This is a genomic window from Solidesulfovibrio carbinoliphilus subsp. oakridgensis, assembly GCF_000177215.2.
GTDB classification, from domain to species: Bacteria; Desulfobacterota; Desulfovibrionia; order Desulfovibrionales; family Desulfovibrionaceae; genus Solidesulfovibrio; species Solidesulfovibrio carbinoliphilus.
The window spans coordinates 1701867-1714933 of sequence record NZ_CM001368.1; the positions used below are offsets into that span (position 1 = coordinate 1701867).

At 66.6% G+C, this 13067-nt stretch carries 12 protein-coding genes; 7 read left to right on the forward strand and 5 right to left on the reverse strand.

Annotation, left to right across the window (positions count from 1 at the left end; all coding sequences use genetic code 11):
- Nucleotides 1-384 precede the first annotated feature (384 nt).
- A complete protein-coding gene (locus DFW101_RS07445) occupies nucleotides 385-882 on the forward strand; it encodes an RlpA-like double-psi beta-barrel domain-containing protein (RefSeq protein ID WP_009180900.1) in 498 nt (165 codons plus the stop codon).
- Nucleotides 883-1005: 123 nt separating this feature from the next.
- On the opposite strand, the gene DFW101_RS07450 is transcribed toward DFW101_RS07445, so the two are convergent.
- The 3 genes from DFW101_RS07450 to DFW101_RS07460 form a co-directional block, all read right to left on the reverse strand.
- The gene (locus DFW101_RS07450) at nucleotides 1006-1209 is read right to left on the reverse strand and encodes a hypothetical protein (protein ID WP_009180901.1); all 204 of its coding nucleotides are present in this window, start codon (nucleotides 1207-1209) and stop codon (nucleotides 1006-1008) included.
- 318 nt (nucleotides 1210-1527) lie between these two features.
- Nucleotides 1528-2814: a citrate synthase gene (locus tag DFW101_RS07455; protein WP_009180902.1), complete on the reverse strand. Its 1287-nt coding sequence runs from the start codon at nucleotides 2812-2814 to the stop codon at nucleotides 1528-1530.
- Between the two features lie 134 nt (nucleotides 2815-2948).
- The gene (locus DFW101_RS07460; protein ID WP_009180903.1) at nucleotides 2949-3821 is read right to left on the reverse strand and encodes a formate dehydrogenase accessory protein FdhE; all 873 of its coding nucleotides are present in this window, start codon (nucleotides 3819-3821) and stop codon (nucleotides 2949-2951) included.
- Nucleotides 3822-4241: 420 nt separating this feature from the next.
- Between DFW101_RS07460 and fdnG the strand changes: the two genes are divergently transcribed.
- The 3 genes from fdnG to DFW101_RS07480 all read left to right on the forward strand — a co-directional run bounded on the left by fdnG (nucleotide 4242) and on the right by DFW101_RS07480 (nucleotide 9135).
- The gene (gene fdnG, locus DFW101_RS07470; RefSeq protein ID WP_009180904.1) at nucleotides 4242-7280 is read left to right on the forward strand and encodes a formate dehydrogenase-N subunit alpha; all 3039 of its coding nucleotides are present in this window, start codon (nucleotides 4242-4244) and stop codon (nucleotides 7278-7280) included.
- Between the two features lie 57 nt (nucleotides 7281-7337).
- On the forward strand, nucleotides 7338-8066 hold the full coding sequence (locus tag DFW101_RS07475; RefSeq protein ID WP_009180905.1) for a 4Fe-4S dicluster domain-containing protein: 729 nt from the start codon (nucleotides 7338-7340) through the stop codon (nucleotides 8064-8066).
- Nucleotides 8067-8211: 145 nt separating this feature from the next.
- Complete coding sequence (locus DFW101_RS07480; RefSeq protein ID WP_009180906.1) at nucleotides 8212-9135, forward strand: formate dehydrogenase accessory protein FdhE; 924 nt, start codon at nucleotides 8212-8214, stop codon at nucleotides 9133-9135.
- 137 nt (nucleotides 9136-9272) lie between these two features.
- Here the strand turns inward: DFW101_RS07480 and metW are convergent, their stop codons facing one another.
- Together metW and metX are read right to left on the reverse strand one after the other, a co-directional pair.
- On the reverse strand, nucleotides 9273-9872 hold the full coding sequence (gene metW, locus DFW101_RS07485) for a methionine biosynthesis protein MetW (RefSeq protein ID WP_009180907.1): 600 nt from the start codon (nucleotides 9870-9872) through the stop codon (nucleotides 9273-9275).
- Nucleotides 9862-11055, reverse strand: a complete 1194-nt coding sequence (gene metX, locus DFW101_RS07490; protein WP_009180908.1) for a homoserine O-acetyltransferase MetX — start codon at nucleotides 11053-11055, stop codon at nucleotides 9862-9864. Before metX ends, metW begins: the two co-directional genes overlap by 11 nt.
- A 108-nt stretch (nucleotides 11056-11163) precedes the next feature.
- Here metX and DFW101_RS07495 point away from each other — a divergent pair, with 108 nt between their 5' ends.
- The 3 genes from DFW101_RS07495 to DFW101_RS07505 are packed head-to-tail and all read left to right on the forward strand — an operon-like array spanning nucleotide 11164 to nucleotide 13047.
- On the forward strand, nucleotides 11164-11751 hold the full coding sequence (locus DFW101_RS07495) for a hypothetical protein (protein ID WP_009180909.1): 588 nt from the start codon (nucleotides 11164-11166) through the stop codon (nucleotides 11749-11751).
- Nucleotides 11748-12011, forward strand: coding sequence for a motility-associated protein (locus tag DFW101_RS07500; protein ID WP_009180910.1), 264 nt, complete (start codon nucleotides 11748-11750; stop codon nucleotides 12009-12011). Before DFW101_RS07495 ends, DFW101_RS07500 begins: the two co-directional genes overlap by 4 nt.
- A gap of 52 nt (nucleotides 12012-12063) precedes the next feature.
- The gene (locus tag DFW101_RS07505) at nucleotides 12064-13047 is read left to right on the forward strand and encodes a lytic transglycosylase (protein WP_009180911.1); all 984 of its coding nucleotides are present in this window, start codon (nucleotides 12064-12066) and stop codon (nucleotides 13045-13047) included.
- Nucleotides 13048-13067: the final 20 nt, after the last annotated feature.

Sequence of the window (13067 nt, forward strand, 5' to 3'; positions counted from 1 at the left end):
CACGGCAGGCTTCATGACCGGATCGCCCGGGCCGCCTGGAAACCTTCCGCAAACAGGCCGGCTTCCCGGGACGACCGCGTTCCCGCCGTCCGCGACCGCTTGACCCTGACGACCACTGACGCACTGCGGCGTCCTGTCCGGCCGCCCTGCCCGGGTGCGCGCCGGAGATTCGGACGATCTTCCGACGCCCTGACGCGTCCCCCCGCCGCCGGCTGTCGGCGACCGGGGATGGTATCCTCTCGCCACGCGAGCCACTCCACCCTGCGGACGACCGAGAACGGCCCGACTCCTTGGGCTATGGCCCCACCGCCGCAACCATGCGTCCCCGCCCGGGGGACGCCGGCGTACCCGGCCTTCTCGGCGTTGCCACGCCATGGAGCGACGATGCGAAACGCCAGTATCCTCTTCACCACCGTGACGCTGCTCGTCACGGCCCTCGCCCTCCCCGGTTGCGCCGCGACCAAGGCTGCCAAGACGACCGACGGCTCCGCTTCAAACCCGCAACAGGCCGCCATCGGCCACCTGGACGATCCGGACAACCTCTTTGCGAGCGCCACGCCCGCCAGCGACGCCAAGGCCCTGCGGGTCAAGGCCATGGCCTACACCGGCTGTTCGCCCAGAAAGAAGTCCAAGCGCACGCCGCGCGGGGCCTGGGGCGATCCCCTGACCCGGGACGCCAAGGCCGTGGCCGTCTCGCCCGACCTGCTCGAAATGGGCCTGGACCGGGGGGACGTGATCAGCATCGAGGGCCTGCCCGGCAAATACAAGGTCCTTGACGTCATGCACGACCGCCACGACAAGAGCATCGACATCTTCTACGGGGACGACCAGTGCGGGGCCCTGCAGTGGGGCAAGCGGACCCTGACCATCACCTGGCAGTGACCGCCGCCGGCCGGGCAACAGCCCGCCAAGTCCGGGCCCGGCCCAGCCCCGGTGACATGCGGGAAAGCCTTGCCCTTTCCTTGAGGCGGGTGTTCGTCCGTTGCGCGGCGGACAGCGGCGCCCTTACGGCAGGAGTTCGACCAGCACGTAGCGGGCGGCGAAGCCCAGGGCGTAGACGCAGATCAGGGCGAGAAAAAACGTCGTGAAAAGGCTCGCGCCCGCCGGCCGGCCCTCGGCCCGGCGGCCAAGGACAAAGCCGAGGACCACGGCCACGGCAATACCGAGGCCAAGGGCCAGTCCCACTTGCAGCAACGACACCTCGGCCATGTCCCCTCCTCTCCGTCAGGCAGCCCTTCCGCCGGCCCCAGGCGACGCCGCGCCGCCTGGCACCCCACCGCCCGCGTCCCAGCCTTTCGCCTGACAACGCGCCAACTCACTCCACACGATTCACCCCTTTCGACACGACCGCCCCCCACCCCCTTCCCCCATCCAGGGGGTCCGGGGGGGATGATCCCCCCCGGCAGGTCCAGGGCAGCGCCCTGGCGGGGTCCGGGGCAGAGCCCCGGCGGGGTCTGGGGCGGCGCCCCAGCGGAGAGGTCCAGGAGAGGCAGCGCCTCTCCTGGCCGCCGGAGGCATCCCTTGCCGCTACCGCTGGTCCAGGGGAATGTAGGGCCGGCGGGGGGGGCCGATGTAGATCTGGCGCGGCCGGTGGATGCGGGTGGTGGGGTCCCTGTTCTCCTCGCGCCAGTGGGCGATCCAGCCGGGCATGCGGCCGATGGCGAACATGACCGGGAACATGTTGACCGGGATGCCGAGGGCCCGCAGGATGATGCCGGAATAGAAGTCCACGTTGGGATAGAGCTTGCGGGACTGGAAGTACTCGTCCGACAGGGCCGTTTCCTCGAGTTCCAGGGCGATGTCCATGAGCGGATCGTGGATGCCGGACTGGAAGACCAGTTCGTGGGCGGCCTTTTTGAGGACCCGGGCCCGGGGATCGAAGTTCTTGTAGACCCGGTGGCCAAATCCCATGAGCCGGGTTTCCTTGCGCTTGACCATCTCCAGGAAGGTTTTGACCTTGTGGCGGCCGGAGAGGATCTGGGTGAGCATCTCGATGACCGCCGCGTTGGCCCCGCCGTGGAGCCGGCCCCACAGGGCGCAGATGCCCGACGACACACTGGCGAAGAGATTGGCCTGGGTGGAGCCGACCATGCGCACGGTGGAGCAGGAGCAGTTCTGCTCGTGGTCGGCGTGGACCACGAGAAACAGCGACAGGGCCGAGACGGCCTGGGGCGTGGGTTCGTAGTCGCGGTTGGGCACCGAGAACATCATGTGCAGGAAATTGCGGCAATAGCTCAGGTTCGGATCCGGGTACATGAAGGGCAGACCAAGCGATTTGCGGTAGCTGAAGGCGGCGATGGTGCGGACCTTGCTGATGAGCTTGGCCACGGCCATGGTGAACTCGTCCATGCTCTGGATTTCGAGGAGTTCGGGATGGTAGTTGCCGAGCGAATTGATCACGGCCGAAAGGATGGCCATGGGCTGGCCGCCGGGCGGAAACCCGTCGAAATGGTGGAGCAGGCCCTCGTGGAGCAGCTCGTGGTCCGAGAGCAGGGCCCGGAAGACCGTACGTTCTTCGGCGGTCGGCAGCTTGCCGAAAATGAGCAGCATGGCCGTTTCGATAAACGAGCTTTTCTCCGCCAACTGCTCGATGGGAAGGCCGCGGTAGCGCAGGATGCCCTTTTCGCCGTCCACAAAGGTGATGGCCGACTGGCAGGAGCCGGTGTTGGCGTAGCCGGGGTCAAAGGTCAAAAGACCCATGTCTTTTTCGAGCGAGGTGACGTCGATGCCGACCTCGCCCTCGGAACCGACCAGCACGGGCAGTTCCAGGGTCTTGTCGCCATAGGTCAGGGTGGCGGTTTTGCGTTCGCGCATGGGACTCCTCGTTTCCACTTTTCCGGGAGAACGGCCTGAAGCGGCGCGGTGCTTGGGATTGCGGATCGTTTGGCCGGCAGTATAGGAAAAAAATTCGGTCTTGTCTTCCTGGCGGTCGCGTCGTCGGCCGAGGGTCAGGCCCAGACCATCTGCCGCCAGTCCAGGGCGGGGGCGAGGTGGCCGTGCTGGCGGGCCAGCAGTTCGAGGGGAGCCAGCGCCAGGGCCGCCACCTCGGGCGCGTAGCCGGCCAGGCCGTCGGCGTCGAACTCGGCCAGATAGTGGTTGCACCGCCGGCAAACCATGACCCGCTCGGCGTCGCAGCCGGGCACGGCGTAGACCTGGCCGGACGGACCGGGAGCCTCGCAAAAGGGACACTCCCGGCGGGTGAACCGCCAGGTGGCGGCGCACAGGGAGCAGGTCATCTCCCCGCCGCCGGGCACCCGGCGCATGATCCCCGGCCAGGAGCCGCAGACCGGACAATAGCCCCGGTTCCAGGCCGCGTCGGCCACTAGCCGGCCAAGCCGGCGGCCCAGGGCCATGGCCAGGGGGGTCAGGACCTGCACCCCGAAAAAGCCGAGCACGCGCGGATCGACGCCGAGAGCCCCGGCCGCGCGCACGACCATTTCGCGCCGGTCGCCAAGGAGCGCCCGGGCCAGGCCGGCGAGGAAGCCCGCATCGGCCGCCACGGCCCGGCCGATGGCCAAAAGATCGGAGCGGACTTCGCGAAATCCGGCCGCCAGGACCGGCTCCAGCACCTCGTGGGAACGGCCAAGCGCCACGGCGTCCAAGGGAAACTCGTCGCGCGGCAAAAGGCAGGCCCCAAGGCCCAGCCGGGCCGGTTCGACCACCGGCCTGGGCCCGTCCCCGGCCTGGCAGGCCAGGACCGCGACCAGGGACGGACGGGCCAGGAGCAGCCCCAGGAACGGATCGACAAAGGCCCGGACGTGGGGGCGCTCCCGCCGCAGCCGGTCCACGTCCCGGGCGATGGATACGGAAAATTCGGCCATGACGCCTCCTTGGCCGCTCCCCCCCGCGGGGCCGGCGGGTCCGGCACGAGGCGGCGGCGGCCGGCCCTGGCACAGGACAGGGCGGCGGGCCGGCCGCCGCCTCCGGTCCCCCGGCGATGCCAAGATTCCGGCCGGGCGTCAATGCGGTGTCGCCCCCGTCGCGACGCGGCCCGCAACCCCCCTCTTTTTTTTGATCTATTTAAAATAACTTAACATTATTTGGAGGGATAAAAGTTGCCTATCACGGCATTTTTCCTGGGGAAACCGTGACAGTTGGTGTCAGAAGTAAAGCAATGCGGTTTGTTTTGACCCGGCCGCACTCCTTTTTTTAGAAAAGTCGTGTGCCTGTTTTGACATAGCGTAAAGTGAACCCGGACGGATGTCCGCCCGGGAATTGGGGAAAGGGAAAAAGGAGGCGGCATGGGCATTTCGCGAAGAGGTTTCATGAAACTGACGGGCGCCGGGATCGCCTGCCTGGGGCTCAAGGACCTGGGCTTCGATCCCCGTCCGGCGGCGGCGTACGCCACGACGCTACGCATCGAAGGGGCCAAGGAATACCAGTCCACGTGCCCGTTTTGCTCCTGCGGGTGCAGCATCCTGATGTTCGTCAAGGACGGCAAGTTCATCAGCTCCGAGGGCGACCCGGACTATCCGGTCAGCGAAGGGGCGCTTTGCCCCAAGGGCGCGGCCTTTCATGCCATGCACGTCAGCCACCACCGGGTCTTGAAACCCCGCTACCGGGCTCCGGGCAGCGACAAGTGGGAGGAAAAGGACTGGGACTTCGTCCTGGACCGCATCGCCCATCGGGTGAAAGAGACGCGCGACCGCGATTTCACCGAGAAAAACGACAAGGGCCAGACCGTCAACCGGGTCGAATCCATCTTCCAACTCGGCACCTCCCAGATGGACAACGAGGAATGCGCCGTCAGCCACCAAATGCTCAGAAGCCTGGGGGTCGTTTATTTCGACCACCAGGCCCGGGTCTGACACTCGCCCACTGTACCGGCTCTGGCAGAGTCGTTCGGACGCGGCGCGATGACCCAGCACTGGATTGACATCAAGAATTCCGACGCCATCCTCATCATGGGGAGCAACGCGGCGGAGCACCACCCCATCTCGTTCAAGTGGGTGCTCAAGGCCAAGGATGCCGGGGCCCCGGTCATCCATGTGGACCCCAAATTCTCCCGTACTTCGGCCAGAAGCGATTTCCACGTGCCCCTTCGTTCCGGAACGGACATCGCGTTTCTGGGCGGTATGATGAAGTACATCCTGGAAAAGGATCTCATCCACAAGGACTACGTGGTCGAGTACACCAACGCCGCCTTCATCGTCGGCGACGGGTACGAATTCAAGGACGGCCTGTTTTCCGGCTTCGATCCGGCCACCAAGCGCTACGACCAGAAGAAATGGGCCTTTGCCATGGACGAGAACGGGATACCGAAGCGCGACAAGACGCTCAAGGATCCCCGTTGCGTCTACCAGCTCCTCAAAAAACACTATGCCCGCTACGACATGGACACCGTGTCCTCGATCACCGGTGTTTCCAAGGATAACCTGGAAAAAGTCTATTCCATCTACTCGGCCACGGGCAAACCCGACAAGGCCGGCACCATGATGTACGCCCTGGGCTGGACCCAGCACAGCGTGGGCGTGCAGAACATCCGCTGCGCCGGCATCATCCAGCTCCTTTTGGGCAACATCGGCGTGGCCGGCGGCGGCGTCAACGCGCTTCGCGGCGAACCCAACGTTCAGGGCTCCACGGACCATGCCATCCTGTGGCACATCCTTCCCGGCTACAACGCCGTGCCGACCACGGCTTGGCCGACGCTGGCCGACTACAACAAGGCCAACACGCCGGTGTCCAAGGACCCGAAGAGCGCCAACTGGTGGGCCAACAGGCCCAAGTACATGGCGAGCCTGCTCAAAGCCTGGTATGGCGACGCAGCCACGGCCGAGAACGAATTCGGCTACGGCTGGCTGCCCAAGGTCGAGCCGGGCGTGGACTACGCCAGCCTCTACCTGTTCGACCGTATGTATAAGGGCAAGGTGCGGGGCGGCTTCATCTACGGCCACAACCCGGCCCAGTCCATGCCCAATACGCATAAGATCCGAAAGGCCCTGACCCAACTCGACTGGTTGGTGGTGGGCGAGGCCCACGACACCGAGACCTCATCGTTCTGGCATCAGCCGGGCTATGATCCCAAAAACGTCAAGACAGAGGTGTTCCTGCTGCCGTCGTGCCAGCGCGGCGAAAAGGACGGCACCACGTCCAACTCCGGCCGCTGGCACATGTGGCACTACAAGGGCTACGAGCCCATGGGCGTCAGCCGGCCGATGGGATGGATGGTGGTCGAGATCATGAAGCGGGTCAAGGCCCTGTACCAGAAAGACGGCGGCGCCTTCCCGGCCCCCATCGTCAACCTCGACTGGTACCCGGAATACGACGCCGACTTCATAGCGAAAAAGATCAACGGCTGGTACACCCAAGACGTCACTGTGGGGGACAAGACGTACAAGAAGGGCGAGCAGGTAGCCAGCTTCGCCTTTCTGCGCGACGACGGCTCCACCACGTCCATGAACTGGCTCTACACCGGCTGCTACGGTCCAGCCGGCAACCTGGCCAAGCGTCGCGACCACTCGCAAACGCCCATGCAGGCCAAGATCGGACTCTTCCCGAACTACTCCTGGGCCTGGCCGGTCAACCGGCGCATCATCTACAACCGCGCTTCCGTGGACGTTACCGGCAAGCCGTTCAACCCGGCCAAGACCGTCATCGCCTGGGAAGACGGCAAGTGGGTCGGAGACATTCCGGACGGCCCGTGGCCGCCCATGGCCGACCCCAAGGGCAAGTACCCGTTTATCATGCACACCGAAGGCCACGGCCAGCTTTACGGCCCCGGCCGGGTGGACGGGCCCTTCCCCGAGCACTACGAGCCGGCCGAGACCCCGGTCACGGTCAACCCGTTCTCGAAACAGATGAGCAACCCCTGCATCAAGATCATCGACAGCGACATGGACGTCCTGGCCAAAAACGGCGATCCGCGCTTCCCCATCGTGCTGACCACCTACAGCATGACCGAACACTGGTGCGGCGGCGGCGACACGCGCAACACCCCGCCACTCCTTGAAGCCGAGCCCCAGCTCTACATCGAGATGAGCCAGGAGCTGGCCAAGGAAAAAGGCATCAAAAACGGCGACCCGGTGGTCATCGAAAGCCTGCGAGGCAAGGTCGAGGCCATCGCCATGGTCACGGTGCGCATGACTCCGCTCCAGATCCAGGGCAAGACCGTCCACCTCGTGGGCATGCCTTTCTGCTTCGGCTGGACCACGCCCGGCGTCGGGGACGCCACCAACCGGCTCACCGTGTCGGTCGGCGATCCCAACACCACCATTCCGGAGTACAAGGCCTGCCTGGTCAACCTGCGCAAGGCCGACAAGGTGACGGAGCTTGCCGTTTAAAACCGCAACGCGGCCGGGGCCCCCGGGTTCCCGGCCGCGTCATCAAGGGAGCGCGCCATGCCCAAAACGTTTTTCATCGACACCTCACGGTGCACGGCCTGCCGGGGTTGCCAGGTGGCCTGCAAGGAATGGCACGAGCATGTGGCCGTGCCCACCCGTCAGCGCGGAACCCACCAGAATCCGCCCGACTTCACGCCGCAAAACTTCAAGATCGTCCGGTTTGCCGAGCACAAGATCGACGGCAAGATCAAATGGCTCTTTTTCCCGGACCAGTGCCGCCATTGCGTCAGCCCCCCCTGCAAGGACGCGGCCGACGCCTACGTCCCCGGGGCCATCCTGCAGGACGAGGCCACCGGAGCGGTGCTCTACACCGACAAGACCAAGCAGCTGACCATCGACCAGGCCCGGGAAGTCCAGGACGTCTGCCCCTACCACATCCCCGTGCGGGATCAGGATTCGGGCCTGCTCACCAAATGCGACTGGTGCATCGACCGCCAGCGGGCCGGCATGCTGCCCGCCTGTGTCAAGACCTGCTGCACCGGGGCCATGAGCATAGGCGAACGGGCCGACATGCTGGCCCTGGCCCGGCAGACCCTGGCCAAGGTCAAGGAGACCCATCCCAAGGCGGAACTTTTGGACGAGGACTTCATCAACGTCATCTACCTCGTCACCGAGCCGCGCACCCTCTACCACGAATACGCCGAGCGCCGGGAGCCCAAGGGCCCCATGACCCGGCAGGCCTTCCTGGCCATGCTGGCCCGGCCCGTGACCCGGATGCGGGGCTAGCGCCGCATCCCCGGATTCGAGCACGCGGATTTTGGGGCGGCAAGGGAGAACGTCTCCGTATCGGCCGCCGCCGCATTCCAAGGGCCGTCCCGCCCGCCAGCTGCCAATGGCGGGCGGGACGGCTCCTTTTTCCAAGGATCACCCCATGCGCGTACCCCGTTCCATGCTGTCCCACACCACGCCCGACCTGCCGGAAGCGTCGCCGCCGCCCGGGGCCGAGGCCGTGCTCGCCACCTTCGCCGCCCTGGCCAGGTTGCGGCGCGAGGTGGCCGCCTCCCTGCCCGACCCGCGCCCCGGCCTGGCCTACGACCCGGACCGCTTCGCCGCCGGCACGCCCCTTTTGGCCCATGCCGACCCCGAGGGAATCGTGGCCGCCACGCTCGCGGCCGGGCCCGACCTCCTCGCCGGCCTGGCCGGCATCTTCCCGGCCATCGCCCGGGAAGCCATCCTCCTGGCCGAGGCCCTGGCCGAGCGGCCGGAATTGGCCGACGGACTGGCCGATGCGGTCCTAAACGGCCGGGAAGACCTGACCGAATCCCTCTCCGCCGACATCGGCCTGGCGCCGGCGGCGCTGGCCTTTCTGGCCCGGGAACTCCTGGCCACGGTGCTGCGCCGGGAAACGGCGACGCTCTCGCCCCTGGCCGACGACGCCCTGTGGCAAAAGCCGACCTGCCCGATCTGCGGCTCCGTGCCGGATCTCGGCCTGCTCAAGGAACACCGGGAGCCGTCGGAATTCCTCGTCGCCAAGGCCGGACGGCTCCAGCTCCACTGTTCCCTGTGCGGCCATTTGTGGCGGTTTCCGAGGCTCAAGTGCCTGGCCTGCGGCGAGGGCGACCAGGAGAAGCTCGACGTCCTGATTCCGGCCGGACGGGACCGGGAACGCATCCACACCTGCTCCACCTGCGGCCGCTACCTGATCGTGCTCAACCGCGTGGAAAGCGTCTCCGACCGCGAGGTGGACCCAGACGTGGCCCCGGCCGGACTGTCCCACCTGGACGCCGCGGCCCAGGCCAAGGGATTCGTCCCCCTGTGCCCGGCCCCCTGGAACCAGTTCGGCGAGGACGAGTAGACGGAGGGATGCCTCCGGCGGCCGGGGGGGATCATCCCCCCCGGACCCCCTGGAAGGGAAAGTGTGGAAAACGGGTAGTGGGATGGTCGTTGGCGGGTTTGTGTCTGGCCGCCGGAGGCATCCCCCTCATCCCGCCCCTACTTGCGGCGCAGCAGGAACATGCCGTAGGTGGCGAAGAGGTTCGGCAGGAACTTCACCACCACGCCTTGCTCGTGGTGGTGGGGGGTGCTGATGGCGGTTTCGCGGTCGATGACGAAGCCTTCCTTGCGGCAAAAGCGCCGGAAGTCGCGGATGGTGATGACCCGGATGTTGGGGGTGTCGTACCACTCGTAGGGCAGCTCGCGGGAGACCGGGGCCCGGCCGCGAAAGAGGAGCTGGCCCCGGATGCGGTAGTTGGCGAAGTTCGGGAAGCTGACCACGCCGCACCGGCCGACCCGGAGCATCTCCCGGATGAGGCTGGCCGGGTCGTAGACCTGCTGCAGGGTCTGGGACAGGATCACATAGTCGAAGTGCCCGTCCGGGTAGTCCTTCACTTCCTCGTTGATGTCGCCGTGCAGAATCGACAGGCCCTTTTCGATGCCGCGCGTCACCTTGCCCTCTTCGGCCTCGATGCCGGTGCCACGCACGTTCTTGTCCACGGACAGGGAGTGGAGCAGGTCGCCCGAGCCGCAGCCGAGGTCGAGGACGCTGGCCCCGGGTTCGATCCAGGAGGCGATGACGGACAGGTCATAGCGCATGGCCGGCCTCCTTTTTGGCGTCGGCCGCGGCCCGGTCGAGGAAGCTGTCGATCATGCCGGACAGCCGGGAGTTGGGGAGCAGGAAGGCGTCGTGGCCCCACTTGGCCTCGATCTCGACAAAGCTCACATCCAGGCCGTTTTTCTTCATGGCCTGGACCATGGCCCGGGACTGGTAGGTCGGGTAGAGCCAGTCCGAGGAGAACGAGGCCACCAGGAAGCGGCATTTGGCCTTGGCAAAGGCCGACACCACCGAACCCGCGCCGTGGGTGGCCTCCAGATTGAAATAGTCCGCCGCCTTGGTGACGTAGAGAAAGGCGTTGGCGTCGAACCGGTCCACGAACTTCTGGCCCTGGTAGCGCAGGTAGGATTCCACCTGGAAGTCGGCCTCCTCGAAATTGAACGAGATTTCGCACCGGTCCTGGAGCCGGCGGTCGAACTTCTGGCGCATGGCCTCGTCGGAGAGGTAGGTGATGTGCCCGATCATGCGGGCCACGGCCAGCCCGTGGCCGGGCTTCTCGCCGTCGTAGTAGTTGCCGCAGTTCCACTTGGGATCGGCCATGATGGCCTGCCGGGCCACTTCGTTGAAGGCGATGGCCAGGGCCGAATGCTTGGTGGTGGTGGCCAGCGGCACGGCCGAGCGGACCATGTCCGGATAGCGCACGGCCCATTCGAGGACCTGCATGCCACCCATGGAGCCGCCGATGGCGCACAGGAGCTTTTTTATGCCCAGGTGCTCGACCAGCCGCTTCTGGGCCCGGACCATGTCGCCGATGGTGATGACCGGAAACGTCAGGCCGTAGGGTTTGCCCGTGGCCGGGTCCGGGCTCGACGGGCCGGTCGAGCCCATGCAGCCGCCGATGACGTTGGCGCAGATGACAAAATAGCGGTCCGTGTCGATGGGCTTGCCCGGACCGATCATGAGGTCCCACCAGCCGGGCTTGGGATCGCTCTTGTCGTAGTAGCCGGCGGCATGGGAGTCGCCGGACAGGGCGTGGAGGACCAGGACGGCGTTGCCCGCGTCCGCGTCCAATTCGCCGTAGGTTTCATAGGCCAGGGTCACGGGCCCGAGGGCCTTGCCCGATTCGACGATCAGAGGCCGGGGCGGCTCGGCAAAGGTGAAAAACTTCTTTTCCACCCGGCCGACGCTGGATCCGGAGGCGGCGTGTTCCACGTATTCGCTCATAGGCTTCCTCGCGGCCTTCTCCTACCAGGAAGAGGGGGAAAGCGGAAGCCCGCCTCCCTTTGACAAACCCGGCCGGCCACGGCAGGGTGGGCACGTCCGGGAGGGGACATGGACGCAGTCGAACGCCGCGCCGAGAAACGGGTACACCCACCAGGCGACGCCCTTCTGGATTTTGCCCTGTGGCCGGCCGATCCCTTTCCCCCGGTCCGGCTGCCTCTGTCCGTCCTCGGCCCGCCGGCCGCCTGCCGCCGGTCCGGCCAGCACCTCGAACTGTCCGACATCGCGGCCATCGGCCTCGGCCTTCGCCTGTCCGGCCCACCCGACGTCCTGGCCCGCCTGTCCGGGGCCCCGGCCCTTTTCGTCTACCTGAAGCTTCGGGACTACCGTTCCCATCCCTCGACCGAGGTCCTCTCCTTTTTCTTCCTGGCCCAGAACGTCCGGGCCGACCCCCTGCCCGGCGGGCTGCGCTTCGGCCTGCGCCTGTTGCGCCTCGGCCGGGGCTCCTCGTTTGAAAAAGCCCTGGAATTTCTCGATGTCAGCCGTTTCGGCGCCCGGGAGCTCACAGTCTGGATCGACGCCGTGGCCCGGGAAGGGCAGCGGCAGGCCGAGGGCCTGGGGCCAGGACTCGACCTCGACGGACTGCTGCTCGAACCGGAACTGGCGGCATCGGCGGATGCGCAAAGGGAGGGGGATTGATCGTTCTCGCCGGCGTGTTCGTGGTCCTGGCTTCGATCTGCCTCGGCTATTACCTGGAAGGGGGCATCTTCAGCGTCCTCGTCCAGCCGGCCGAGTGGCTGATCATTTTCGGGGCGGCCCTGGGTCCCTGCTCATCGGCTCCACCCGCACCTCGCTCTCGCTTATCGTCACAGGCCTGCCGCCCGCCACATCATCGCGGCCGGCGGGTGGAATTCTACTTCCACCGGCCCGAGACCCAAAGCGGGCAAGTGCTGTACTGACCGGCCCGACCGGGATATAAGGCGGCATCCTTTCACGGAGGCACACGCTTCTATGTCCATGCGTTTCCCGGCCCTCGCGTTTCTTTGCTGCGCCCTGTCCCTGGCCGCCACCCGGCCGGGCCTGGCCGCCGATCCCCAGAAAAAACCCGAAGACTTTCGCGGCATCGCCTGGGGCGCGCCGGCATCGAGCCTGCCCGGCCTGACCCCGGTCGAGCGGGACGGCGAGATCGTCCACATGGAGAGGCCCGACGAGAAAAAGGAACTGGGCGGCATCGCCCTCGACCACGTCACCTACTCGTTTTACAAAAAGCAGTTCTACCACGCCGAAATCGGCTACGTGGGCGAACGGGCGGCCACGGCCCTGCAGCAGAGCCTGGAGGCCAAGTACGGCCCGCCGGACGTGGTGCGGGAAAAGACCGATCCCAGCGGCCACCCCTACACCGTGGCCACCTGGAACTGGCCGGGATTCGCCTTCATCGGCAACCGCCACGACAAGGACGGGAAAAACGGCCGGGTCTTCTACTACTACGCGCCCCTGACCGATGCCTCGGCCAGGGACCAGGGCCTTGCGCCCAAAACGGCCGCCGCGCCGGCCTCGCCCCGGGCGGGCTCGGGCTATGCCGTCAAAAAGGGCGACAGCCTGGCCCGGATCGCCAAAAAGCTCGGCCTGACCGAGGCCGACCTCGTCGCCGCCAACCCGGGCCTCTCCGACAAGACCCTCAAGGCCGGCGCCACCCTGAACCTTCCGGCCGGAGCCAAGGCCGCCCCCCCGGCCCCTTCGCCGGCCGCGCCTTTGGCATCCCCGGGAGCCGGTTCGCCGGACAAGGCGGCCGGCCCGGCCGCGTCCCACGACTACATCGAATACACGGTGAAAGACGGCGACATCCTGTCCAAGGTGGCCAACAGCCACGGGGCCAGGACCCGGGACGTGGTCAGGGCCAACCCGGACATCAACCCCGACGCCCTCAAACCCGGCTCGATCCTCAAGATCCCGGTCGAGCGGCCCGAGGTGGTCGAGCCGCCGGCCGGACAGTGATCGGCTGGGCCGATCCATCG

Excerpts from the sequence above, each read along its gene's own strand:
- DFW101_RS07445 (WP_009180900.1), top strand. The coding sequence starts at position 385 with ATGCGAAACGCCAGTATCCTCTTCACCACCGTGACGCTGCTCGTCACG.
- DFW101_RS07450 (WP_009180901.1), bottom strand. The coding sequence starts at position 1,209 with ATGGCCGAGGTGTCGTTGCTGCAAGTGGGACTGGCCCTTGGCCTCGGT.
- DFW101_RS07455 (WP_009180902.1), bottom strand. The coding sequence starts at position 2,814 with ATGCGCGAACGCAAAACCGCCACCCTGACCTATGGCGACAAGACCCTG.
- DFW101_RS07460 (WP_009180903.1), bottom strand. The coding sequence starts at position 3,821 with ATGGCCGAATTTTCCGTATCCATCGCCCGGGACGTGGACCGGCTGCGG.
- DFW101_RS07475 (WP_009180905.1), top strand. The coding sequence starts at position 7,338 with ATGCCCAAAACGTTTTTCATCGACACCTCACGGTGCACGGCCTGCCGG.
- DFW101_RS07480 (WP_009180906.1), top strand. The coding sequence starts at position 8,212 with ATGCGCGTACCCCGTTCCATGCTGTCCCACACCACGCCCGACCTGCCG.
- metW (WP_009180907.1), bottom strand. The coding sequence starts at position 9,872 with ATGCGCTATGACCTGTCCGTCATCGCCTCCTGGATCGAACCCGGGGCC.
- metX (WP_009180908.1), bottom strand. The coding sequence starts at position 11,055 with ATGAGCGAATACGTGGAACACGCCGCCTCCGGATCCAGCGTCGGCCGG.
- DFW101_RS07495 (WP_009180909.1), top strand. The coding sequence starts at position 11,164 with ATGGACGCAGTCGAACGCCGCGCCGAGAAACGGGTACACCCACCAGGC.
- DFW101_RS07505 (WP_009180911.1), top strand. The coding sequence starts at position 12,064 with ATGTCCATGCGTTTCCCGGCCCTCGCGTTTCTTTGCTGCGCCCTGTCC.